This is a genomic window from Paraburkholderia dipogonis (assembly GCF_046027395.1).
Lineage (GTDB): Bacteria > Pseudomonadota > Gammaproteobacteria > Burkholderiales > Burkholderiaceae > Paraburkholderia > Paraburkholderia dipogonis_A.
The window spans coordinates 125,107-149,279 of sequence record NZ_JAQQEG010000018.1 but is presented as its reverse complement, the minus strand read 5'-3'; the positions used below and the strand labels follow the sequence as shown (position 1 = coordinate 149,279).

The 24,173-nt window shown below is 63.7% G+C and carries 23 protein-coding genes; 9 read left to right on the top strand and 14 right to left on the bottom strand.

What is annotated here, in order from left to right; all coding sequences use genetic code 11:
* Nucleotides 1-237: 237 nt before the first annotated feature.
* From PQR32_RS19870 to PQR32_RS19850, 5 genes are all read right to left on the bottom strand, one after another.
* Nucleotides 238-378: a hypothetical protein gene (locus tag PQR32_RS19870; RefSeq protein ID WP_408230487.1), complete on the bottom strand. Its 141-nt coding sequence runs from the start codon at nt 376-378 to the stop codon at nt 238-240.
* 17 nt (nt 379-395) lie between these two features.
* Nucleotides 396-1,442: an ABC transporter substrate-binding protein gene (locus PQR32_RS19865; protein WP_408230485.1), complete on the bottom strand. Its 1,047-nt coding sequence runs from the start codon at nt 1,440-1,442 to the stop codon at nt 396-398.
* A gap of 41 nt (nt 1,443-1,483) precedes the next feature.
* Nucleotides 1,484-2,314 carry an ABC transporter ATP-binding protein gene (locus tag PQR32_RS19860; protein ID WP_408230483.1) on the bottom strand — a complete coding sequence of 277 codons (831 nt, stop codon included), beginning with the start codon at nt 2,312-2,314 and terminating at the stop codon, nt 1,484-1,486.
* Complete coding sequence (locus PQR32_RS19855; RefSeq protein WP_408230480.1) at nt 2,308-3,363, bottom strand: ABC transporter permease; 1,056 nt, start codon at nt 3,361-3,363, stop codon at nt 2,308-2,310. The genes PQR32_RS19860 and PQR32_RS19855 overlap by 7 nt, the downstream gene beginning before the upstream one ends.
* 369 nt (nt 3,364-3,732) lie before the next feature.
* On the bottom strand, nt 3,733-5,076 hold the full coding sequence (locus PQR32_RS19850; RefSeq protein WP_408230477.1) for an LLM class flavin-dependent oxidoreductase: 1,344 nt from the start codon (nt 5,074-5,076) through the stop codon (nt 3,733-3,735).
* A 260-nt stretch (nt 5,077-5,336) separates the two neighbouring features.
* Between PQR32_RS19850 and PQR32_RS19845 the strand changes: the two genes are divergently transcribed.
* Entirely contained in the window at nt 5,337-6,149 is an 813-nt protein-coding gene (locus PQR32_RS19845) for a VOC family protein (protein WP_408230474.1), read from the top strand.
* A 58-nt stretch (nt 6,150-6,207) separates the two neighbouring features.
* Here PQR32_RS19845 and PQR32_RS19840 read toward each other — a convergent pair whose 3' ends face one another.
* From PQR32_RS19840 to PQR32_RS19825, 4 genes are all read right to left on the bottom strand, one after another.
* Nucleotides 6,208-6,948: an ABC transporter ATP-binding protein gene (locus tag PQR32_RS19840; protein ID WP_408230471.1), complete on the bottom strand. Its 741-nt coding sequence runs from the start codon at nt 6,946-6,948 to the stop codon at nt 6,208-6,210.
* Nucleotides 6,949-7,010: 62 nt separating this feature from the next.
* On the bottom strand, nt 7,011-7,880 hold the full coding sequence (locus PQR32_RS19835; protein ID WP_408230468.1) for an ABC transporter ATP-binding protein: 870 nt from the start codon (nt 7,878-7,880) through the stop codon (nt 7,011-7,013).
* Nucleotides 7,881-7,891: 11 nt separating this feature from the next.
* Complete coding sequence (locus PQR32_RS19830; RefSeq protein ID WP_408230465.1) at nt 7,892-9,715, bottom strand: ABC transporter permease; 1,824 nt, start codon at nt 9,713-9,715, stop codon at nt 7,892-7,894.
* Between the two features lie 40 nt (nt 9,716-9,755).
* Nucleotides 9,756-10,934: an ABC transporter substrate-binding protein gene (locus PQR32_RS19825; RefSeq protein ID WP_408230462.1), complete on the bottom strand. Its 1,179-nt coding sequence runs from the start codon at nt 10,932-10,934 to the stop codon at nt 9,756-9,758.
* A 339-nt stretch (nt 10,935-11,273) separates the two neighbouring features.
* On the opposite strand from PQR32_RS19825, the gene PQR32_RS19820 reads away from it, so the two are divergent.
* The 6 genes from PQR32_RS19820 (at nt 11,274) to PQR32_RS19795 (ending at nt 17,182) form a co-directional block, all read left to right on the top strand.
* Nucleotides 11,274-12,287, top strand: coding sequence for a LysR family transcriptional regulator (locus PQR32_RS19820; RefSeq protein WP_408230459.1), 1,014 nt, complete (start codon nt 11,274-11,276; stop codon nt 12,285-12,287).
* On the top strand, nt 12,284-13,780 hold the full coding sequence (locus PQR32_RS19815) for an NAD(P)-binding domain-containing protein (protein WP_408230456.1): 1,497 nt from the start codon (nt 12,284-12,286) through the stop codon (nt 13,778-13,780). Before PQR32_RS19820 ends, PQR32_RS19815 begins: the two co-directional genes overlap by 4 nt.
* Before the next feature lie 27 nt (nt 13,781-13,807).
* On the top strand, nt 13,808-14,359 hold the full coding sequence (locus tag PQR32_RS19810; RefSeq protein ID WP_408230453.1) for a CMD domain protein: 552 nt from the start codon (nt 13,808-13,810) through the stop codon (nt 14,357-14,359).
* Complete coding sequence (locus tag PQR32_RS19805; protein ID WP_408230450.1) at nt 14,356-14,937, top strand: peroxidase-related enzyme; 582 nt, start codon at nt 14,356-14,358, stop codon at nt 14,935-14,937. The genes PQR32_RS19810 and PQR32_RS19805 overlap by 4 nt, the downstream gene beginning before the upstream one ends.
* A gap of 124 nt (nt 14,938-15,061) precedes the next feature.
* Complete coding sequence (locus PQR32_RS19800) at nt 15,062-16,240, top strand: ABC transporter substrate-binding protein (protein ID WP_408230447.1); 1,179 nt, start codon at nt 15,062-15,064, stop codon at nt 16,238-16,240.
* Nucleotides 16,241-16,486: 246 nt separating this feature from the next.
* Nucleotides 16,487-17,182 (top strand): HD domain-containing protein, encoded by a 696-nt coding sequence (locus PQR32_RS19795; RefSeq protein ID WP_408230444.1) that lies wholly within the window; start codon nt 16,487-16,489, stop codon nt 17,180-17,182.
* 131 nt (nt 17,183-17,313) lie between these two features.
* Here PQR32_RS19795 and PQR32_RS19790 read toward each other — a convergent pair whose 3' ends face one another.
* The 5 genes from PQR32_RS19790 to PQR32_RS19770 form a co-directional block, all read right to left on the bottom strand.
* Complete coding sequence (locus PQR32_RS19790) at nt 17,314-17,505, bottom strand: DUF2964 family protein (protein WP_134456050.1); 192 nt, start codon at nt 17,503-17,505, stop codon at nt 17,314-17,316.
* Between the two features lie 350 nt (nt 17,506-17,855).
* A complete protein-coding gene (locus PQR32_RS19785) occupies nt 17,856-19,418 on the bottom strand; it encodes a DHA2 family efflux MFS transporter permease subunit (RefSeq protein WP_408230440.1) in 1,563 nt (520 codons plus the stop codon).
* Nucleotides 19,419-19,500: 82 nt separating this feature from the next.
* Complete coding sequence (locus tag PQR32_RS19780; RefSeq protein ID WP_408230437.1) at nt 19,501-20,742, bottom strand: HlyD family secretion protein; 1,242 nt, start codon at nt 20,740-20,742, stop codon at nt 19,501-19,503.
* Between the two features lie 42 nt (nt 20,743-20,784).
* On the bottom strand, nt 20,785-22,302 hold the full coding sequence (locus PQR32_RS19775; protein ID WP_408230434.1) for an efflux transporter outer membrane subunit: 1,518 nt from the start codon (nt 22,300-22,302) through the stop codon (nt 20,785-20,787).
* A gap of 71 nt (nt 22,303-22,373) precedes the next feature.
* Nucleotides 22,374-22,811, bottom strand: a complete 438-nt coding sequence (locus tag PQR32_RS19770; protein WP_408230431.1) for a MarR family winged helix-turn-helix transcriptional regulator — start codon at nt 22,809-22,811, stop codon at nt 22,374-22,376.
* 227 nt (nt 22,812-23,038) lie between these two features.
* Here PQR32_RS19770 and PQR32_RS19765 point away from each other — a divergent pair, with 227 nt between their 5' ends.
* A complete protein-coding gene (locus tag PQR32_RS19765; RefSeq protein WP_408230428.1) occupies nt 23,039-23,722 on the top strand; it encodes an FMN-dependent NADH-azoreductase in 684 nt (227 codons plus the stop codon).
* Nucleotides 23,719-24,150: a cupin domain-containing protein gene (locus PQR32_RS19760; protein ID WP_408230425.1), complete on the top strand. Its 432-nt coding sequence runs from the start codon at nt 23,719-23,721 to the stop codon at nt 24,148-24,150. Before PQR32_RS19765 ends, PQR32_RS19760 begins: the two co-directional genes overlap by 4 nt.
* Nucleotides 24,151-24,173: the final 23 nt, after the last annotated feature.

Here is a 24,173-nt window from a genome sequence, read left to right as displayed (position 1 = left end):
CCGGCTTTTCTACGTGCAAGCGTGCCGGTTGAGGGGGGCGAACCGTGGATCGCCAGGCTTCTGGCCGCGAAACAGCACGCGGTAGGCGGCGCACTGCGCGTCGTGAATCTCTCGCTGCACATTGCGGGAGCAGGTGCATTGGCGAGGCCTGGTGTGAGCGAATCCCGGTCTACAGTTGCGGTTGCGGGCGTCGCCGACGCCCGCGTGTCGTTCAACTAGCCGTTTTCACCCGCAGCGTCAGGCGTTCGACACCTCACGCTGCCACACGCTCGACGCATACGCGGACTCGTCGAAGTCAGCAGGAATCTGCGCAGCGAGGCGCTTTGCATGCGCACCGATATCCGCGAGAAACAGATCGCGGCCGATGCGCCGGACCATTGCGGGATTATCGCGCTTTAGGCCAGCACATCCGAGAACACCCGATTCGCCAGGCGATTCGAATCGGTCCCGCTGTTGAGCACGCCCACCGCTTTCAGGTCGTCGGCATAGAGCGAGATTTCCTTCCTGAACGTATCGCCGACCGGATGATGGTGATCGGTATGGCTCTTGAGCATGGCGGCCAGTTGGCTCACCTCGGCGGACGGCGTATAGGCCGAGAAAATCGTCGCCGCGTCGTCGGGATGATTGGCGGTCCACTCGGTTGCTTCGAGCAACGCCTGCGTCAAAGCCTGCGCGGTAGCGCGATCTTTACGCACCAGCGAGCCACGCACGCCGAGCACGCAGCACGAACGCGTCTGGTACTCGCCACACAGATTGTTCGACACCTCATAAAGGTGATCGGATTCGCGGATCGTCCAGATGGTCGGGTCGCCATCCGCGATGGCCTGCACTTCACCTTTCTTCAGCGCCTCGCCCAACAGATTGGCCGGATACTGACGCCAGTTCACGTCGCGCTCGGGATCGACGCCGATCTTCTTCAACACAATCGCGAAGAAATTCTTCGTCGGGCTCGCCATATCGCTGACGCCGATCGTGCGGCCCTTCAGCCCAGCCACGTCGACGATGCCCGAGGCCCGCGTGGCCAGCAATCGCATGCAGCCGCCGTGAATCCCGGCCGTCAGTTTCACATCGAAGCCCTGTTCCAGTGGTTTGATCCAGCGCAGCGCCATGCCGACGCCCGCGTCGGACTTGCCTGTCGCGATGGCTTCGAGCAACTGGTCGGTCGAACCCGAAAAATTCACGAGCTCGACCTGCAAACCGTGTCGCTGAAAAAATCCCTGCTTCACCGCCACGGCCACGGGCGCGGTACAGATCGCGCCGGCGTTCCAGGAGAGTTTGAGCGGCTTGAGCGGAGCTTGCGGCGTTTGCGGCGTTTGCGCCAACGTCAGCGCGCCCGGCATCAACGCAGCGCCACCGAGCGCCGCCGCACCCGCGCTCCAGGCCGTCTTGCGCAACCATGCGCGGCGCGCCGGGCTCAATGGGGCTTCATCGTAGGGATTCATGGTGACTGTTCCTCAGGTCGTTTATCGATTGTTGTATTCGTTCAGGTGTCGAGGCCGAGTTGCGCGAGCACCTCGCGGCGTAATGCCACCAGTTTCGGATCGTCGCGATGACGCGGATACGGCGCGTCGTTGCGAACCTCGGCGACTACCCGCGCCGGCCGTTCGCTGAAGACGATCACACGATTCGCCAGCAACAACGCCTCTTCAACGTCATGCGTGACCAGTAAGACGGAGAACCGCGCGTCCTGCCAGAGTCGCGCGAGTTCGCCCTGCATGCGGATGCGCGTCAACGAATCGAGCTTGCCGAAGGGTTCGTCCAGCACCAGCAGCGCCGGGTCGTTGACGAGCGCGCGGGCCAGCGCGACGCGCTGCGCCATGCCGCCCGACAATTGATGTGGAAACGCCTCGGCGAATTCACTGAGACCGACCAGTTCCAGCGCCGCGTCGATGCGTTGCTGCACACGCTCCTCTTGCGGCCCGCTGCGCCGCGCAAAGCGCCTGCGCTGCGCCTGCGGACCGATGCCGACGTTGCCGCGCACCGTACGCCACGGATACAAGGTCGGATCCTGGAACACGACCACGCGCGACGGATCCGGCCCGACGATGCCAACGCCGTCGGCCTGCACGGTGCCTTGTGTCGGCGTATCGAGGCCGGCAACCAACCGCAGCAAAGTGGACTTGCCGCAACCGCTCGGGCCGAGCAGTGCGACGAACTCGCCCGGTTCGACCGCGAAGCTCAAATCCTGCAGCACCGGCAATGCGGCGCCACGCAGCGCGAATCGATGGCTGACGTGACGCACGTCGATGCGCGCGCCATCGCGGACCGGCGTCGCGGCGGCCGGCTGATTCAATACCTCGGGTACGGCTACCATTTGAGCAATCCTTTTTGCCAGGCCAGCAAGCGGTCGCGCAGGCGGAACAGCAGCGTGATCAGGCCGGAGCACATCAGCGCCATTACCAGCAGTGCGGCGTACATGTTCGAATACGCCGCCCAGCCCTGCGCCCATTGCAGATACCAGCCGAGGCCCGCTTTCACACCCATCATCTCCGCGACGATCAGCACCGAAAACGATGCGCCGAGACCCATGAACAGTCCAACGAACACCGACGGCAACGCGGCGGGAATCGCAACTCGCAGGATCAGGAAAGCGGGTCTCGCGCCGAGCGTGCGCGCGATGTCGTAATAAGCGGAGTTGACACCGGCCACACCCGACCAGGTCAGCACGGCAACCGGAAAAGCGGTGGCCAGCGCGATCAGGAACACGCTCGCGCTAAAGCTCGACGGAAAGAAGAAGAACGCCAGCGGCAGCCATGCGGTGGCCGGCAGCGGTCCAATCAGACGCAGAACGGGATGCACCCAGTAGCTCACGGCCTGCGACCAGCCGATGCTGACGCCCGTTATGAAACCCGCCGCTGCGCCGAGAACGTAGCCGTATGCGAGCAAGCCGAACGAATGCACGACACTCGTGCCGAGTCGCGGGTAGTCTTCGGCAAAGACGCCAATGAGCGCTTGAGGCGGCGCAAAAAAGGGCCGCGGCAACCATTCGAGCTGTGCCGTGACGGCCTCCCATGCGCTGATCCCGAGCGCCAGCGCGAGCAGCCACGGCATCGCGCCAAGCCATGCGCCGGTGCGCGTCGTCGCTTTCACGGAGGGCGGGGCACGCACGCCGGCGATGGCGGTTGCAATAGCGAAGGCCGCAAGCACCAGCTTGAGCGCAATGAATTGCTTTGTGTAGGGCCAATCGTCGAGACTCGGCCACCACCCGGTTTGCGCCGCACTGGCGAACCACGCGATGGCAGCAAGGCCCGCGATCAACACGCCGCGTGAGAGGCCGCGCGGTCTTCGGGTTCGGTCGGCGCCAGCCAGGTCCGTGTCGACGGCTGGAGCATGCGTCGCTATCGATTCGAGCTGGGTGGACATAAGCGTTACCGCCTCCTGCAGGGTGAATTGACGTGAGCTACTGCGGCGGCGAGGAGATCGCGGTGGAGTCGCTGCGACTGGTTCAGACCGCCATTAGCAAATCAAGTATCGCGGCGACGATGGTTCATTCAAACCAACTAATTTCGCTTGCTTATTTGTTTCGCGGCGCTGCTTCTGGGTGCATGACGGACATCGTATGGACCTCGCCGTCGATACAAAAACACCGTGAATATCGAAGCAAAATCGCTGTTATCACATACAGGGGCATTCTACTTTCGCGCCATTGCTGGTCGAAGATTGGCGCCTCAAATGCAAACAGGGCGGCACGCTTTAACAGCATGCCGCCCTGCTACTGCGGACCGAACCGCATCAAGCGGATCGAGTGCGGTGTTCAGGCCGACGCAACCCCAGGTTCTCACGTAGCGTGCGCCCTTCATACTCTTCGCGAAACAGACCACGCCGCCGCAATTCAGGCAATACCAGTCCGACGAAATCGGTCAAGCCATCCGGCAGCACCGGCGGCATCACGTTGAAGCCGTCGGCGCCGTGATTCACGAAGCGCTCTTCGAGTTGATCGACGATGTGCGCCGGCGTGCCAACCAGTTGCCAGTGACCGCGCGCGCCCGCGACCCGCAGGTAAAGCTGGCGAATCGTAAGATTCTCGCGGCGCGCCAGTTCCAGCGTCAGCGACTGTCGGCTCTTGCTGGCATTCGTTTCCGGCAGTTCGGGGATTGGACCGTCCAGTGGATACTCCGAGAGATCGAATCCGCCCGTCAGTCCGGACACCAGCGCGAGTCCCACCTTCGGATCGACGAGCGACTGCAACTGCTCGAATTTCTCGCGTGCCTCGCTTTCCGTGCGACCGACGATCGGCAATACACCCGGCATGATCTTCAGGTCATCCGGATCACGGCCATAAGCTTGCATGCGTCCCTTCACGTCCGCATAAAACGCCACCGCGTCCGGCAGCGTTTGCTGCGCCGTGAAAATCACCTCGGCCGTTCTGGCCGCCAGATCCCGCCCCGCTTCAGACGATCCCGCCTGCACGACGACCGGATGCCCCTGCGGAGAGCGGGCGACGTTCAGTGGACCCTTGACCTGAAAGAAGCGTCCCTTGTGATCGAGCACATGGCGCTTGCGCGGATCGAAAAAGCGGCCTTCCGTCTTGTTGCGCACGAATGCGTCGTCTTCCCAGCTATCCCACAGTCCCGCGGTGACTTCGGCAAACTCGGTGGCGCGCTCATAGCGCTCCGCGTGGTCGAAATGCTTGTCCCGGTTGAAGTTCTTCGCCTCATGCTCGCTCGACGACGTGACCAGATTCCACCCCGCGCGTCCTCCACTAATGTGGTCGAGCGAGGCGAACTTGCGGGCAACGTGATATGGCTCGTTGAAGCTCGTCGAAGCCGTGCCGACCAGCCCGATGCGCTCCGTCACCGCCGCCAGCGCCGACAGCAGCGTGAGCGGTTCGAACTGCGCCACGTAGCTGTGCGCCGTGCGGCTCAGAAAGTCGACGTCGTCGCCGCGCGTGCCTACGCCGTCGGCGAGAAAGATCAGATCGAACTTCGCAGCCTCGGCCTGCTGCGCAAGACGGACATAGTGACGAAAATTGACGCCGGCATCGGCCTGCACGTCTGGATGGCGCCATGCCGCAATGTGATGGCCGGCGGGATAAAGGAAAGCACCAAGGCGCAGATGTCCGCTACGTTTGCTCATGAAGGTTCGGGAAAATGGATTGAGGGCGTGTCGCCTGACTTACCCGATTCTCGGCGTCCCTCACGCTTCTCGCCACGAACAAATCCATCGATCCATATTCGTCTGTGAACTAACGAAATCAAACCGAAAGCCACATGGACCGATGACGAGCTTGCCGCGCTATTGCACGCACAATGCTATGCAATCGACAATCCGTTGCTGGCGTTTTCGCAAACGGCTTCGCATACTCTTCAGCCACCCACCTGAGGAGTTCGTCCGGCATGTCCCTCTCACTCGACCACATCGTGATCCGCGTGCAGGATCTCGAGCAGGCCATCGCCCATTTCAGCGCGCTCGGCTTTACGGTGCAGCGCGGCGGCACGCATGCCGACGGCGCCACGCATAACGCGCTGATCGGTTTCGCCGACGGCAGCTACTTCGAACTGATCGCCTTTACGCGCGACGCGCCGGAACATCGCTGGTGGGACGCCGGGCATCGCGTCGGTGATGGTTTCGTCGATTTTGCGCTGCTGCCGCAATCGGTCGGGGCAACGATCGATGCGGCTCACCAGCGTGGACTCGTCTACGACGGCCCCATTGCGGGCGGACGCGTCAGGCCCGACGGCGAACGGCTCGAATGGCAGATCGGCAAGCCGCCTGCCGCCGACCTGCCCTTCCTCTGCGGGGATCTGACGCCGCGCCGTCTGCGCGTGGCCGAAGGTGATGTGCGCCACCATGCGAATGGCGCACGCGGCGTCGCGAACATCACGGTTGCCGTGAATGATCTAAATGCGAGTCTCGCTCGATATCACGCGTTGCTCGGTGAATTCGACGCGCAGCGCGCGCCTCTGCCCGGCTATGGCGTCACGCTTGCCATCCTGCCGCTCGGCACGACGACATTGACGCTCGTAAGTCCTGCGCGCGTTTCTCACGAACCTGCAGTTGGCTTCGAATCTGACGTTCGCCAACATCTGGCCACGCGCGGCGAAGGCGTCTTCGCCGTTGCGCTGGAAACGCACGCGAACGGCCCCACAGGCGAGCTTGCACGCGAACTCACGCACGGCGCGAAACTCGAACTCGTCGCAAGTTCCTGATCGCGCAGTGCGCGTGTAGCGTCCCGGAGCATAAAGCGCGGGACGTCCCCCCTTTTGTTCACGACGCAGTTTCCGCCGCAAGCGCTCCGCCCAGATAAGCATCGCGAATCCGCTGATCGCCGAGCAGCTCGCTCGCGGTGCCGGACAACACCACGCGGCCGGTCTGTAGCACATAACCGCGATGCGCGATCTGCAGCGCGAGGCTCGCGTTCTGCTCGACCATGAAGAACGTGATGCCTTGCCGGTTGACCGTCTGGATCAGTTCGAGCACCTTGTCGACATAGAGCGGCGACAAGCCCATGGTCGGTTCGTCCATGCAGACGAGCGCGGGCCGGCTCATCAGCGCGCGCGCCATGGCCAGCATCTGCTGTTCACCGCCGGATAGCGTGCCGGCGCGTTGCGTCAGCCGCTCCTTGACGCGCGGAAAGAGGTCGAGCATGCGCTCGTAATCCTCCGCGATGCCGGCGCGGTCGTTGCGCGTGAAGGCACCCATCAGCAGGTTTTCGCGCACCGTCATGTCGCCGAACAGCCGGCGCGCTTCCGGCACGGAGGCGATGCCGCGCCGCACGATCTGCGAGGTCGGCAAGCCGTTCAACGGCTTGCCTTCGAAACTGACCGTGCCGGCTCGCGGTTTGTGCAGGCCGAGAATGACCTTCATCGCCGTCGATTTGCCACTGGCGTTGCCACCTAGCAGGCTCACGATCTCCCCGCGTCCAATGCTGAGACTCACGCCGAAGTGCACCTGGATCTGTCCATAAAACGTGTCGATCCGATCGAGTTTCAGCAACGGCTCAGTCATGGCGGGTGATGGTGAAGGTGAAGGTGAATCGTTCGATGAAACAAGATGCAGGCTGGACGTATTCATGCGGCGGCCGTTTCGTTTCGGCCGGCCTGCGCGCCGACCTGTCGATGCCCAAGGTAGGCTTCGATCACGGCCGGGTCGTTGCGCACCTCGTCCGGCAAACCCTGCGCGATCTTGCGGCCGTCGTCGAGCACGAGCACGCGATCGGACAGCCGCATCACGAGGTCGAGCTTGTGTTCGATCAGCAGAATCGTCAGTCCGTCGCGCTTGAGTTCGAGAATCAGTTCGAGCATTTCCGCGGTTTCGGATTCGTTCATGCCGGCTGTCGGTTCGTCGAGCAAGAGAATGCGCGGACGTAACGCCAGCGCGCGCGCAATTTCGACACGCCGTCGGTTCGCGTACGACAGGCTGTGCGCCGGTTCGTCGATGCGAGGCGCGAGCCGTGTGCCGAAGCGCGCCAGCAGCGCCGTCACCTCTTCGCGCAGTTCGGCGTCCTCGCGACGTACCGATGCGGGCCCGACCAGCGCGCGCAGGACTTCCGCGAATGCGCCAATGACAGGCCAGCCGCGGCGCGTGGTGGCGAGTCGCGCGTGGGCGCCGATCAGCACGTTGTCCAGCACGCTCAGGTTGCCGAATACGCGTCCATGCTGGAACGTGCGCGCGACGCCACGCGCGGCGAGCAGCTCCGGCGCCATGCCGGTCACGTCCTCGCCGCCGAAGCGCACCTCGCCCGCGTCGGGCGTGTCGATTCCAGTGAGCAGATTGAAGAGCGTCGACTTGCCTGCGCCGTTCGGTCCGATCACGCTCACGCATTCGCCGCGCGCGATCGAAAGATTCACCTCGTCGACGGCGACGAGGCCGCCAAAGCGGCGCGTCACACGCCGCACGTCGAACAGAATGTCCGCGCCGCTGGTGGAAGTAGAGGTCATGGCCGTCTCCGTCATACCGCGCCGAACAGGCCCTGCGGCCTGAAACGCACCAGAAGCAACAGGATCACACCGTAGATCAGCATCCGGTAATCGGCGGCGAAACGGAAAAGCTCAGGCAGGCTGATCAGCGCGATCGCGCCCGCCACCGCGCCGATCACGCTGCCGAGACCGCCGAGAATGACCATCGTCAGCGCGAGAATCGACACCTGCGAGTCGAACGTCTGGTAGTTGATGTAGCTATACAGATGCGCCGCAATGCCGCCGCCGATGCCGGCCGCCAGCCCGCCGCACGCGAAAGCGATTGCCTTGTAGCGGTTTGGCCGGATGCCGTAAGCGCGCGCGGCAACGTCGTCCTCGCGGATCGCGCGCCACGTGCGGCCCAGATGCGAGCGCAGCAGCCGCACCTGCAACAGCGCGAGCAAAACGAGCACCGCGAGCGTGAACCAGTAGACGGCGCGCACGCCCGTCAATTGCCAGCCGAATAGCGACAACGGCGGAATCCCGGTGATGCCGACGGGCCCGCGCGTCAGGCTATCCCAGTTGAGCACGACGAGTCCGATGATCTCGCCGATGCCGAGCGTCGCGATCGACACATAATGTCCGCGCAGCCGGAACGACGGATAGACCAGCAGCGTGCCGATCGCCGCGGTGATGAGGCCGGCGAGCGGAATCGTCAGCGCGGGCGACCAGCCCAGGTTCACCGACAGCAGCGCCGACGCGTAAGCACCGATCAACAGCAGCGCCGCGTGGCCGAGCGAAATCTGGCCTACTGTGCCCGCAACCAGCGTGAGGCTCAGCGCAAGCAGCCCATAGATCCAGCCGTTGGTGAGCGTTTGCAGCACGTATGACGATGGCGTCACGAACGGCAACGCGAACGCGAGCGCCACCACGGCAACGATCACGCGGCGGGGAATCCGCACCGCGCGCCGGTTCGACAGAAACGTGCCCGTCAGCGGTTCGGGCGGCAGTCGGCGGTTCGAACTGAAGAGCCCATTGGGCCGCCACACGAGAAACGCCAGCAGCAGCACGAACGCGAACAGGTCGCGATAGCTCGTGCCGAAGAGCGCGACGCCATAGCTCTCGACGAGACCCAGCAGCAGGCTCCCGGCGATCGCGCCCGGCACGTTCCCCAGTCCGCCGATCAGCAGTGCGACGACGCCCTTGAGCGTCGCCTGAAAACCCATCGCGGGATCGATGCTGTTGTAGTACATGCCGACCAGCAATCCGCTCAGACCACCGAGGCCGCATGCGATCGCGAAGACCGCCTGATTCACGGCATTCACGTTGACGCCCATCTGCTGCGCGGCGTCGCGATCCTGCGCGGTCGCGCGCACGGCCCAGCCAAGCCGCGTGAAGCGCAGGAACACGTAAAGGACGGCCGCGGCGCCGACGCCGATCGCCGCGATCAGCAGATCGAGCGAACCGAGCGTCGCCCCGCCGATCGAAAGCGTCCATTGCGGCAGCGGGCTCGGCACCGGACGCGGATCGGGTCCGAAGACGATCTGCGCCAACTGGTCGAGTACGAAACTGATGCCGATGGTGGCGAGCAGCGGCGCGATACGCGCGGCGCCCTGTAACGGCCTCAGGCCGATCCGTTCGATCACGATGCCAAGTACCGCGCAGCCCGCGACGGTCGCCAGAAGCGCGACCGGCAACGGCAAGCCGAGCCGCGTCAGACATAGCCAGCCGATAAAGCCGCCCACCATATACACCGAACCGTGGGCGAAGTTGATCAGATGCGAAACGCCGAAGATCAGCGCGAGGCCGACCGCCAGCAACGCATAGATATTGCCGACGATCAGTCCGTTGATCGTGTAGTCGAACCAGGCAGTCATGGCGTGTCAGTCCCGTGGCCCAAGATGTTCGTGCGTTCGCTCATTGCGCATGCACGGCGCTCGCGCCGTCCCACAAGGCGAATTTCCCGTCCTTGACGACGAGGTCGAGGTTCTTCGCGCCGGCCACACGGCGCGTCTGCGGATCGAACTTGAACTTGCCGAAGATCACACTCGGCACGTCGCTGATTTTCGAAAAACCGTCATGCACGGCCGTACGGTCCGCGCCGTAGCGGCGAATCACTTCGCTCGCGAGAATCATCGCGTCGTAGGCGCGCGCGGCGAAGGTGTCCGGCTCGGCGCCGTACTTCGCGCGGTAGCGCTGCACGAAGCTCTGCACTTCCGGACGCGGGTCGCCCGGGAAGAAATTCGATTCGGTATAGACGCCGTTCACGGCGTCCCCGCCCAGATCGAGGAATTTCGGCGAATACACGGAGCCGACCGCCGCGATCGGCGTGCGCACACCCGCCGCGCGCGCCTGGCGAACGATCTGCGCGCCGTCGGAGTAGTACGAGATCAACACGATCGAGTCGGGCTCTTCGCTGCGCACGCGCGTGAGCGTCGCGCGAAAGTCCTTCTCGTTCGGCTGATACGCTTCGGCCGCGACCACTTGTGCGCCGTTCGCCGTAGCGGCCTTCGCGAAGATATCCTTGCTCGTGCGGCCCCAGTCGGTGTTCAGATAGAGCACGGCGATCTTTTTGAAGCCGAGCCCCTTGGTGACGTAGCGCGCGAGCATCGGCTGTTCTTCGGCCTGGCTGATCGCCGTGCTCCACATGTAGTCGCCACCCTTGGTGAAGTCGGGATGCGAATTGGTGAAGCCGAACTGCACGAGACCGGCGCGCTGATAAACCGGCGACGCGGCCATCGATGCACCGCTCGACAGATCGCCCAGTTCGAGCAGGATGCGTTTGTCGTCGACGAACTTCTGCGCAATGGCGACCGCCTGACGCGGATCGCTGCGGCTGTCCTCGAAGTCGTAGCTGAGCGGATGGCCGTTGATGCCGCCGTTGCCGTTGATCTGCTCGAGCGCGAGATCGAACCCGCGCTTCCATTGCTCGCCGTATTGCGCGTCCTGGCCGCTGAGCGGACCGGTCACGCCGACCCAGTACGGATCGGCAGCATTGGCCGCGGACATGGTGCCGCCGAACGCAATCGTCAATGCGCCGGACAGTTGAAGCAGTGTGCGGGCGGCGCCGCGCTTGTTGGTCCACAGAATCGACATGCTGTTCTCACGCCATGAAATAGAGTGAGCCGATGTAACCATGTCGCCCGGAAGCGGGCCAACGAAGATAAGCGTCAAAGCTTATTCCATCGCGAGCGCAAAGCTTATGAAAACGGCTAGGTAGCTAACGCGCCGAGGGTTGTGCGATGCGCTGATAACGGCACAAAACCCCTTGTTTCATGGGCTTTTCCGTGATCTACGGATGCGGCCGACCTGTCGCCGGATTTGGCTCACGCGGCAGCGCACTGCAACTTCCGTCAATTGCATAGCGGAATTTATTATAAGAATCGCGCATTCAACCGCCTCTAAAATGCACCCACCACATGGATGAGGCATCGCATGGAGCTGCATCAACTCGAAGCGTTTTCGGCGGTCATGTCGACGGGCAGCATCACCGGCGCCGGCCGGTTGCTCGGCCGCTCGCAACCGGGCGTGACGAGAATGATCCAGGACCTCGAACAGGAGATCGGCTATGCGCTGTTCGACCGCAAAGGTCCGCGTGTCACGCCGACCCGGCGCGCGTTTCTGCTGTATGACGAGGTCGAGCGCTCGCTGATCGGACTCGCGGCGATCCGTGCGAGCGCGCGCGCCATTGGCCGCGACGAGCCCATGCCGCTGCGCGTTGTCGCGACGCCTGCACTTGCAGCGGCACTGGCACCGCGCGCGCTCGCGCGGTTGACGCAACAACACGCGCCGGCAGGCTCTCGTATCGATGCGCAACTGCGCAGTGCCTCCGCTGAACAGGTCGTCCAGGCTTTGCTCTCGCGCGCAGCCGATATCGGCATCGCGACGCTGCCGCTCGATCATGCCGCCCTCGACGTGCACTACATCATCGAAGCGCCGTGCGTCGCGGTTCTGCATCGCGACGATCCGCTGGCACAAGATGCCGTGCTGCGGCTTGCCCAGCTTGCCGGCCAGCCGGTCGCGACGTTGGCGAACCGCTATCGCCTGCGTAACCGGATCGATCGCGCGTTCGATCAGGCCGGCGTCGAGCTTCACGTGGCGCTGGAAACGAACGCGTCGCTCAACGCGATGATGGCGGCGCAGGAAAGGCTCGGCGTCGCCATTGTCGATCCGGTGACGGCGTTCGGCATGCGTCTCGCTGACGTCGAGGTGAGACCGCTCGACGTGCCGATTCCGTTTCTGTACGGCGTCGTGACGCTGTCAGGCCGGCCGCGCACTAGCGAGGTGGACGCCATGATCGACACGTTGGCGGACGTATCGCGCGCGCTGCTGCCCGGCGCCGTGCGTCACGCGGCGTCCCACCACGGCGCACTGGTCGCACAGGATCGCGCGGATAACGCCGACGACGCCGCTTCTTCTACTCACCGCGACACCGGAGTCACGGCATGACCGCAACGAATCCTCCACACGCCGCCGACGGACTGGCCGCGCTCGAAGCCCGGCTTCGCGAAGACCTGAGCTGGCTCGAATTGCCTGCGCCTTCCTGGGTGCCGGCGCGCAGTGTCGACGCGCAACGCGTGCTCGACGTCGCGATTATCGGCGCCGGCATGGCGGGACTCGCGGCGAGCGCCGAGTTGCGTCTGCTCGGTATCGACAACCAGCAACTGTTCGATCAGGCGCCGGCCGGTCACGAAGGCCCATGGGTCACGTATGCACGCATGCAGACACTGCGCTCGCCGAAACAGTTGACCGGCCCCGCGCTGCGCTTGCCCGCGTTGACCTTTCGCGCATGGTACGAAGCGCAGTTCGGCCGCGAGCAGTGGAGCGCGCTCTACAAGATTCCACGCGCCCAATGGATGGACTATCTGCGCTGGTATCGCCGCGTGCTCGATCTGCCGGTGCGCAACGACACGCGCGTCGCGAAACTGCATACGCGCAGCGACGGCCTGCTCGAACTCGATCTTCTGCACGGCCCGGCTGGCGATAGCAGCCGCGCTCGGCGCGAAACCGTGCGAGCCCGCCACGTCGTGCTCGCCACCGGCCGCGAGGGTCTGGGCGGCCCGTTCACTCCCGAAGTGGCCCGCGATCTTCCCACGCGTTTCTACGCGCACTCATCCGACGCGATCGACTTCACCGCCTTGCGCGGCAAACGTGTCGGTGTGGTGGGCGCGAGCGCATCGGCATTCGACAATGCCGCGAGCGCGCTCGAAGCCGGCGCGGCACAGGTCGATCTGTTCGTGCGCCGCGATGCGCTGCCGCGCATCAACAAGCTGACCGGAATCGGCAGCCCCGGACTCGTTCATGGTTTCGCAAGTCTGCCCGACGCGTGGAAGTGGCGCTTTCTGCACTATTCCGCCCAGACTCAGGCACCGCCGCCGCGCGACAGCGTGCTGCGGGTCGCACGACATCCGCAGGCGCGGCTGCATCTGGCGAGTCCGCTCACACAGGTGCATCACGAAGGCGAGACGATCGTCGTCAATACGCCGAAGGGTCGTTACGCGCTCGACTACCTGATCTTCGCCACCGGTTTTCACTCGGAACCCGACACGCGCGACGAGTTCGCCCTGATCGCGCCGCACGTGCGCCGCTGGCGCGACCGCTTCTCCCCGGCAACCGATCTGCCGAACGACGACCTCGCCAGTTCGCCGGACCTCGATCGCAACCTCGCATTTCAGGAGCGCATTCCGGGTAGCTGTCCGGCACTGGCGCGCATCCACTGCTTCAATCACGCGGCGAGCCTGACACACGGCAAGATCGCCGGCGACATCCCCGCGATCAGCGACGGCGCGCAACGTCTGGCACGCGCGATCGCCGCGATGTTGTTCGACGCCGACCGCGAAACGCATTTCGCCGCGCTGCAGGCGTTCGACACCGCCGAACTCGCCGGCGACGAATGGACCGACGCCGATGCCCACGCCCGGCCCATCGACACGACTGCCTGACCACTCCTTCTGACGGACCGACACCTCATGTCTTCATTGCCCGACCATCGATCGCCTGCCGCGAGCGACGACCTCGTTGCACAGTTAGCGGGACTCGTGCCCGACGGCCACGTCGCCGCGCTACGCGTCTTCCGCGCCGACGCGACACGCTATACGCAAGGCAGCCACGACGCGCTTTTTTCGAGCGAGGTCACCGACCTGACGCTTCGCGAGCGGCTGTTCGTGGCATGGCACGCGGCGCGGCTGTCGCGCGCGGATCAATCCGCGCAGGCCTATCGCGCGCGTCTGCTGGCGCTTGACGCGGCGGACAGTGCCGCGACACACGCGCTGCTCGATGCCATCGCGCAGCATCGCGAGCTTCCATTCGAAACGAATGCCGACAAGCGGCTCGCGGCGATCCTCGCTCACACCGAAATCCTCGTCCTGCATCCCGCTACGAGCGGCCAGGCAGCGCTCTCTATACTGCAAACCGCCGGCCTGACGACGCGCGCCATCGTCGCGCTCGCGCAGCTCGTCGCTTTCATCACCCATCAGGTGCGAGTCGTCGCTGCATTGCGCGCATTGGAGGCAAAGGCATGAGTGCAGATCACGGCTTCACATCGCAGACACTCGGCTGGCGTGCATGGCTCGACGTCGTCCCGCTCGCGCAGGCAACGCCGGCGCAGACTGCCGTACTCGAGACGAGTCACCCGCAGGCAAAGACGTCCGACTATTACCTGCTGCTGGTGCACGAAGCAGAAATCCTGCGGCAGCGCTCGGGCGCGTTCAACAGCATCATGTATGCGCCCGGCGGCCTGTCACGCGCGGAGCGCGAGCTGGCGAGCACGGTCGTGTCGCGCATCAACGGGTGCGTATATTGCGCCTCGGTGCATGCGCAGCGCTTTCAGCAACTCGCGAAACGCGACGACGTGATCCAGCAGATTTTCGCCGACGCCGAAACCGCCGGCACGACGGAACGTGAACGCGCCATCGCGCGCTATGCGATCGATCTCACGCTGCATCCGGAAGCGATCGACCCCGCATCGCTCGACGCGCTTCGCCAGGTGGGGCTCGACGATACGCAGATTCTCGATCTGAGCCATGCGATTGCGATCTTTGCCTGGGCGAACCGGCTGATGCTCACGCTGGGCGAGCCGGTCTTTCCGGCGCAGTCTTAAGCTTCATATCGCGTTGACGTCACGGCGCGCCGGCCAGCGAATATGGATATGCCAATCGCTTCGTTGCCGCGCGATGCGATGCGTTGGAGACTCGGAGTCCGACTCATTTTCCGGGGAACCACTCATGTCCACCTCGCATTCACTTGCGCTGTACCGGCGATTCTTCGCATTAGCTGGCGCCGCCGTACTCGCCCTCTCCTTCCACCATGTGTCGTATGCGGCGCCGGCCAGCGGCGAGCCGGTTTTCTTCGGCGTCAGCGGTCCGTTGACCGGTCCGAACGCGCAATACGGTGCGCAATGGAAAGCCGGTTTCGACCTCGCGCTCGACGAAATCAACAGCCAGGGCGGCATCAACGGCCATCCCTTGCAGTATGTGTTCGAAGACAGCCAGAGCGATCCGCGCCAGGCGGTCGGCATCGCGCAGAAATTCGTCGATGACAAACGCATCCTGATCGAACTCGGCGACTTCTCGAGCCCGGCTTCGATGGCGGCGTCGCCGATCTATCAGCGAGCCGGCCTCGTCCAGTTGGGCTTTACCAACTCGCATCCCGACTTCACCAAGGGCGGCGACTTCATCTGGAGCCCGTCGGTCAGCCAGTCGGACGCGCAACCGTTGCTCGCGGACCTGGCCGTCAAGCAAGGTTTCAAGCGGATCGCCGTGCTGTTCCAGAATACGGACTGGGGCCGCGCCAGCAAGGACGTGTTCGTGAAGGCGGCGGCTGCGCGTGGCGCGCAAGTGGTGGCCGCCGAAGGCTACCAGCCCACCGACAAGGATTTTCGCGCGACGCTGTTGCGCGCGCGCGATGCGCATCCCGACGCGCTCGTACTGATCTCGTACTACTCCGACGGCGCGCAAATCGCGCGGCAGGCACGCACGAGCGGTATCAGCCTGCCGATCGTGGCCGCAAGCTCCGTGTATTCGCCGAAGTTCATGGAACTCGGCGGCGACGCCGTGAACGGCGTGACGACCAACACCAGTTTCTTCCCCGGCGACCCGAGCCCTGAAGTCCAGCATTTCGTGCGCGGCTTCGAAGCAAAGTATCACCACCAACCCGACGCCTTCAATGCATTCGCCTACGACGCCACGATCATCGCCGCCTACGCGCTGCGCGCCGGCGGCCCCGATCGCCGCGCCGTGCGCGATGCGCTGCCGAAGCTGCATGACGTGCCGAGCGTCGTGTTCGGCAAGGCGACCTTCGATCCGGCCACGCGCCGCGTGATCGGCGTCAAGAGCGTCAACCTCGTCGTCGAGAACGGCCAGTGGGCGCTGCTCGGCAGCAGGCCGGCGCTGGCGGCGAAATAAGCGGCGGTTGCACCACGAGCGCGTCATGAACTGCCGGCCACCGCGCACCAGGCGCGGATGGCAGAAAACAGCGTATCACTGGCATGCTTTACTGGTCGATTGCCACTCACCCCGATACGACTCCGACGGATACTTGGACATCACCGCGCGGTGCTCACAGCGAATCCATCACGCTGTCCGGGCATCGCTCGAACGACACGAAGTCCATCGCCTCACGAGGCACTATCTTTGTCCAGGAGAAATTCGATGAGTACGACCATTGCCGGCATTCAGATTCCAGACAGCCGTCTCGCGAGAGCAGCAACCGATCTGGTCCGCGACACCGAGAACGATCTGCTTTTCAATCACTCGCGCCGCGTGTTCCTGTGGGGTGCGTTGACGGGCGCGCGCCGCAACCTCGCGTACGACCCCGAGTTGCTGTACATCGGCGCGATGTTTCATGACATGGGCCTCACGCCGGGCTACAGCAGCAAAACGGATCGCTTCGAAGTGGACGGCGCCAATGCCGCGCGCGACTTTCTCAAGAGCCACGGCGTCAACGAGTACGACATCGAACAGGTCTGGTTGTCGATCGCGCTTCACACTACGCCGGGCGTCCCCGAGCATCTGAAGCCGGTCGTCTCGCTGGTGACCGCGGGCGTGGAAATGGACGTGCTCGGCATGCGGTATCACGAATTCGACGACGCGCAACGCGTCAGCGTGGTGGCCGCGCATCCGCGGGAGCAGGACTTCAAGAACCTGATCATCGATGCGTTCGCGCAGGGCACGATCAGCAAACCCGAAACCACGTTCGGCAACGTGAAAGCCGACGTGCTCGAGATGAAAGATCCCAACTACAAGCGGCTGAATTTCTGCAAGATCATTCTCGGCTCGGCATGGGACGACGGCCAGGCAGGTCACGTCCATCACGCGGGATGCAATCACGGCGCAGCGGCGGAATAACGGTCTGCGCAAGATGGCCGGCGCGTTGCCGCCCGGCCGATGCAAAACTCACGGCGCGCCAACCGGAAAACCGGTGGCGCGCCGCATTCGTTGGCTCGGCAATATTTCAGTTTGCTGTTGGCTGCCTGACTTCAGGAGCTATCCGTCGGTCGCGGCGTCAGCATCAGCGCCAGCACCGCGACGCCGAGCACCAGCGAGATCCCGCCATATAACATGGCATTGCGAATGTCGAACAACACACCGTGAATGACCATCGCCATGCCACCCAGCGCGACGAACACCGCAATGGCCGCGAATACGATCCGACGTTCGGCGCGAATCATGGCGCTCTCCCGCAAGATGTTAGTGCCGTAAGACGCACAGGAACAACGAAAGACCTCGAACCGCGCGGTATTTTTTCTGGCAACGAACGTCGCGCGCTGCAGTCGGGTCTTCCGCTCGGGTCACCGCGATGAGCCAGGTCGCTCATGGTTCGACGATGCCTGTCGGAAAGCTTGCACCGGTTCGCCCTCAACCTTTTGCAAGTCAATTTGTAAGCCGGTTTGTCAACCGGCTATCTGATCTCAGCCACAGCGATCGCGTGCGTCGTCAGGCTGAAACCTCAATCTATCGTAGGCGGCGAACGGGCAATAGTAAATACGGGTAACCATGCCGCTCGCCGCCTGTACCGCCTTCAATGGCCACCTGCGCCCGCCGCCGCAGCCGAACTGGCGCGATCCGGCTTCGTCACCCAGATCAACGGGATGATCAGTACGAAGATCACCGCCGACAGCCAGAAGATATCGTTCAATCCCAGCATGGCCGCCTGGGTATTCATCGACCGTTCGAAGAACGCCATCGCCTGGGCCTGACTGCCTCCCAGCGAACTTTGCAGCGCATCCAGTGCCCACGTGTAGGTCGGATTGTTCACGCTCGTCTGCTCGGCCAGTTGCGCATGATGCAGGATCGTCCGGTCGTTCCATCCCGTCGAAGCCAGCGACGTGCCCACCGCGCCGGCGAACACCCGCGCGAAGTTCGACAAGCCCGCCGCGGCCGGAATCCGGTCGGGCGCAAGGCCGGACAAAATGATCGCGGTCAGCGGCACGAAGAAGAGCGCCGTCGGGATACCTTGCAACAGCGTCGGCAAAACCAGCGTCCATGTATCCACGCCCGTGGTGTAGTTCGAGCGCATGAAGAACACGCCGGCAAAACCGACGAAAGCCAGCGTCGCCAGGACCCGCGCATCCGACTTCGGCATGATCTTCGCCATGACCGGCGCGAGAATCACGGCGAAGATGCCAAGCGGCGCGGTGGCCAGACCGGCATCGACGGAACGGTAGTTCAAATACGCCTGCATCCATTGCGGCAACAGCACGAGGTTGGAGAAGAACACCGCATACGCCACCGAAATCGCGACCGTGCCGCCGAGGAAATTGCGTTTGCCGAACAACCGCAAATCGACAATCGGGTTCTTTTCAGTCAACTCCCAGATCACGAAGAACGCGAAGCTGATCGCCGCGAACACAGTTAGCGCGACGATCACCGGCGAGTTGAACCAGTCGAGATCCTTGCCTTTGTCGAGCATGATCTGCAACGAGCCGACCCATGCGATCAGCGAGAGCAGGCCGACCTTGTCGATCGGCAAACGCTTCGTCGGGGTTTCGCGGGTGCGATAAATCGCCCACGTCACGCCGGCCGCGAACAGGCCCACTGGGATGTTGATGTAGAAGATCCATGACCACGAGTAGCTGTCGGTAATCCAGCCGCCGAGCGCCGGGCCCGCAATCGGACCGACCGTCGCGGTCATCGCCCACAAGGCGAGCGCGGTCGAGGATTTTTCTTTCGGGTACGAGCCGAGCAGAATCGCTTGCGACAGCGGAATCAACGGACCCGCCACCGCACCCTGCAGAATCCGCGCGGCGAGCAACACCGGCAGATTGGGCGCAATCCCGCACAGCCACGACGACAGCACGAACAACAGAATCGCCCACACGAACAACTTGATCTGCCCGACACGCTGCACGAGCCAGCCGGTCAACGGAATCGCGATGGCGTTGGCGGCGGCGAACAGCGTGATCACCCACGTGCCCTCGTCCACCGAAACGCCGAGATTGCCGGCGATCGTCGGAATCGCCACGTTCGCGATCGATGAATCCAGCACGTTCATAAACGTGGCGAGCGCCACGGCAAGCGTCGCCAGCACCAGCTTGCCGCCAGTCAGTGGCGGCAGCGTGGCGGGCTTCGTCGATCCATTCATTTCATCACCTGTCGAGGAAGGCAAAACTATCTGACTTATCAGTTAAATACGCGAAAAAAAACGGCGCTCGATGGCCGCGGGTTCAGCCTGCCTTGCGTGCGGTGTTTTTCTGCGTGGTGCTCGCGGCCACTTCGCGCTTCGCCGGCATGTTCTGCTCGATGATCCGCGCGATCTCCGCGTCGGCTTCATCGCCGTATTGCGCGAATACGTCCGTGTGGTACGAGGTGTTGACCGCCGCGCCGAGTTGGGCGCCGGTTTCCTCGTGGGTATCGACGTCGACCTGCATCGACAGGCCGATCCGCAACGGATGCGCATTCAATTCACTTTGATCGAGCTGGATCCGTGCCGGCAGACGCTGCACGACCTTGATCCAGTTGCCGGTGGCGTTCTGCGCGGGCAGCACGGCGAATGCGGCGCCCGTGCCAGCCGAGAAGCCCACGACCCGGCCGTGATACTTGACGCTGGAGCCGTACACGTCCGCGGTGAGCGTGACGGGTTGGCCGATGCGCATGTGCCTCAACTGGCCTTCCTTGAAGTTCGCGTCGACCCACACGCCGTCGAGCGGCACGATCGCCATCAACGGGGTGCCCGGCGCCACGCGTTGGCCGACCTGCACCGAGCGGCGCGCGACGTAGCCGGTCACGGGCGCGGGCAAGGTGTTGCGCGCGTAGCTGAGGTAGGCGTCGCGCACTTTCGAAGCCGCGGCCTGCACGTTCGGATGCTGTTCGATCGACGTGCGATCGGTCAGCGCGTGGTTGGCCTCGGCCTGCTGACGGGCAGCATCGAGCGCGGCCTGCGCGGAGCTGACGGCGTCGCGAGCGTGGGCGATGTCCTCGCCGGACACCGCGCCCGTTTCGGCCACCGCCTGACGACGCTTCAGGTCGTCGTTGGCGCGGGCCAGATCCGATTGACGTTGCGCGACGGTCGCCGCATAGAAATCGTTGTTCACGTACAGCCCGCTCACCTGCCGCACGGTCTGGCCGAGCGTCGCTTCCGCATTCGACAACGCGACTTTCGCGTCGGCGTTGTCGAGCGTGACGATGGGCGCGCCCTGCTTGACGATCTGCGTGTCGTCGGCGTTGACCGCGACCACCGTGCCGCTCACTTGCGGCGTCAGTTGCACGAGGTTGCCGCTCACGTACGCGTCGTCGGTGGACTGATAGTAGCGGCCGGCCGTGAAGTAGTACGCGCCGTAGCCCGCGCCGGCCAGCACCACGGCGGCCGCGAGCACGGAGAGCAGCAGTTTACGCTTCGTGGGGGCCTGCGTTTGCAGGGGTTGGTCCGCGTCCGCCTTCGCGCGGCCGGTGTTGATCGTGTCGCTCATGATGTGGGTCCTGACAGATTGGCAAAGTGTCGCGATGGCGTCTTAGCGAGCGGCCGCGACGACGGGATTGGCGGATGCTGCTGGAACGGCGGCGCCGCTGCTGGCGACAGAATCGGCGTTATCGACATAACCGCCGCCGAGCGCCGCGGCCAATGCGATCTGCTGATCGCGGCGGTTCATCTTCAGATTCGCGACCTGCTGGTCGGCGGCGAGCGCGGTGGTGTCGGCGTTCAGCACCGTCAACTGATTCGTGAGGCCGGCCTTGTATTGCGTGAGCGCCAACTGATCAGCGCCACGGGCGGCTTGCTGGGCGGCTTGCGCGTCGGTGAGCTGCTCGTCCGTCGAACGGATTTGCGCGAGTTGCGTCGCGACTTCGGACAAGGCGGTGACGAGCGTCTGGTTATACGTGGCGACGGCGTAGTCGAAATCGGCGTAGCGCCCTTTCAATTGCGCGCGCAATTGACCGCCGTCGAAAATCGGCAGATGGATCGCCGGGCCGACCGACGCCGTGCGGCTTGCCGCCGTCAGGAAACGGCCGAAACCGAACGCGTCGAGACCGATCGCGGCGCTCAGATTGATGTCGGGATAGAACTCGGCCTTGGCCTCCTTGACGTCGTGCGTGAGCGCGTCGACGCGCCATTTCGCCGCGACCAGGTCCGGGCGGCGGCTTACCAGATCGGCTGGCAGGTTGTCGGGCAGGCGCACTTCGTCGCCTACGCCGAGCGTCGGCCGCGTGATGGCGAGACCGCGGTCCGGTCCGGCGCCGAGCAAGGCGGCCAATTGATAGCGCGTCGTGAGGATGCTGCCGTCGATCGAAGCGAGCGTCGCGCGGCTGGTGGCGAGATTCGCCTGGGCCGTCTTGCGTTCGACTTGCGTGTCGAGACCCGTTGCAATGCGGCCGGCGGTAATGCGGTCGATCTGTTCGCGCTGCGTGATTTCTTCCTGCGCGATGTCACGCAACGCATAGAGTCGCGCAAGCTGGTTATAGTCGCGCGCGGTGGCCGACGTGAGGGACAGCTTGACGACTTCCTCGTCCGCCTGGGTCGCCTGCAACTGCGACAGCGAGGCTTTCAGCGCTTCGCGATTCTTGCCCCACAGATCGAGATCGTAGGAAGCGGACAGCAAGCCCTTGTTCTCCGATTGCCACGAACCGCCATACGGCGGCGGCACGAGCGCCGTGCCTGAGTACTGCTGACGCGTGAACGAATAGGTCGCGCCGACTTGCGGCATGGTGTTCGCCTTGGCCGTGTCGCTGTATGCAGCGGCGGCCGCGACGCGGGACCGGGCCTGCTCGACCGATGGATTGCCTTTCAGTGCTTCGGCAAGCAAGGCCTTCAGTTGGGCGTCGCCGAACTGGCCGGCCCAATCGGCGGCGGGCCAATGACCGTTGTCTTGCGGAATGCTTTGTTGAGTCGCGTAGGTCTGCGGTTGCGCCATCTGCTTGTCGCTCGAGATACCGGCGTAATTCGCGCAAGCGGACAGCACGGCCGCGACGATCACCGTCACACCAGCCTTCGCGACCCGCGACCCGGCTATCCGTGGAATTAACTGTGGTTTCATTTTCTGACTTGTCAGATATATGGTTGAAAAAAAACGCTGCGAGCGTCCGCAGCATGTTTGCCTGGCCTCGCCTACTCGGCGAGAAACTTGTTCAACAGACGGCGAAACTCGTCGAACTCGGTTTTCGTAAACCTCTTCAGGCGCCGGTTCAGCACCACCGGTGCGATCGAAGGAAGCTGCGCGGCGATCGCGTCGCCCTCTTTTGTCAATTCGAGGTTGACGACGCGGCGGTCTTCGATGCTGCGCGAGCGTTCCAGCAAACCCCTGGCTTCCAGCTTGTCGAGCATGCGCGTCATCAGGCCGGTGTCGATGCCGAGCAGCCGCGACAGTTCGAACGGCGTGGTCGCGACGCCCCAGCGCACGGACAGCAGAATGCCCATCTGCTGACTGGTGATGTCCAGATCCTTCAACGCAGTGTCCATTTCGGCAATCAGCAAGTTACGTGCTTTGTTGATCGAGAAACCCACGCTCTGCGTCAGGCTGAAATTTTCCGGCGTGTAGTGGTTCATTCATGCCTCCCTGTTCGATGCGTTGAACTTTATCTGCAAAGTCAGATATTGTCAAAGATCGATTTCGACATATAACTGTTTCAGTCGCGTGCATAATCGCGCCGCTTCACGACTATCGACAGGGCGAAAAGTGGTTACCTTGATTTAACCAAAATCGGTCATTTCACAAAGCCAGTCGAACATTTAATCTGCCCTCACGTTAAATCACTAATGGAAGGACGGAAATCATGAAGATCATGCACGTCGACGCCAGCGCGAAACGCGAGCGATCCAACTCCCGCGCGTTGAGCCACTATTTTCTGGAACGCCTGCGCGATGAAGGCGCGGAGTTCGAAGTCGATTATCTGGATGTGACGATCGACACCCCGCCGCACGTCACCGAGGCTTTCGCCATTGCCACGTACACGGCCCCGCAGGATCGCACGCCTGCCATGAAGGCGACGCTGGCCGGCTCGGACGCGCTGTGCCAACGCCTGCTCGCCGCCGACGCGTTCGTCTTCGCCATGCCCATGTACAACTGGTCGATGCCCTCCGCGTTCAAGGCGTTTATCGACAGCGTCACGCGTACGGGTCTGACCTATGTGAATGCGGACGACGGCCGCGTGGTCGGTCAGCTTTCACGGCAGAAGGTGCTCTTCATTACGAGCCGCGGCGCGGATTTGCGTCCTGGCTCGCCTTACGCGGGCATGGATGCGCTCACGCCCTCGTTGAAGGCTGCGTTCGGCTTTCTCGGCGTCGCCGATCCGAGCTTTGTCGATGCCCAGCCGCTGCAGTTTGCGAATCCCGAAGCGCGCACTGAAGCGCTTCAGCGCGCCCGCGCCGAACTGGACGCGGTGGCGTCGAGCTGGGGGTCGTCGTCTGCAGAGTCGAGCCTTGAAAACCATGATGTTTTGTCAGGAGTTACAGCATGAAAATCCGCACACTGATCGCGGCGGCCTCGCTCGCCGGCCTTTCTATTCTGGGGACCTCACAGTCCGCATATGCCGCTGACGCCACCGCGCCGCACGAGACGATTACGCCTGCTTTTGCTGAGGCGATCGCCAACGTGCCCGGCAAGACGATCACGGCGCTCGTCGTCGACTATGCGCCTGGCGCCAAGTCGCCCTCGCATCGGCATGGCCAGGCGTTCGTGGTCGGCTATGTGCTGTCGGGTGCGATCCGCAGCCGCGTGAACGACGGTGAAGAGCGCGTCTACCACGCCGGTGAATACTGGACCGAGAAGCCCGGCGTGCATCACACGGTCAGCGAAAACGCGAGCGATGCCGAACCGGCGAAGCTGCTGGCGATCTTCGTGGCTGACACGAAAGACAAGAATCTTGTTACGTTCGACAAGAAGTGACTGGGTTGACGTGACAGGATGAG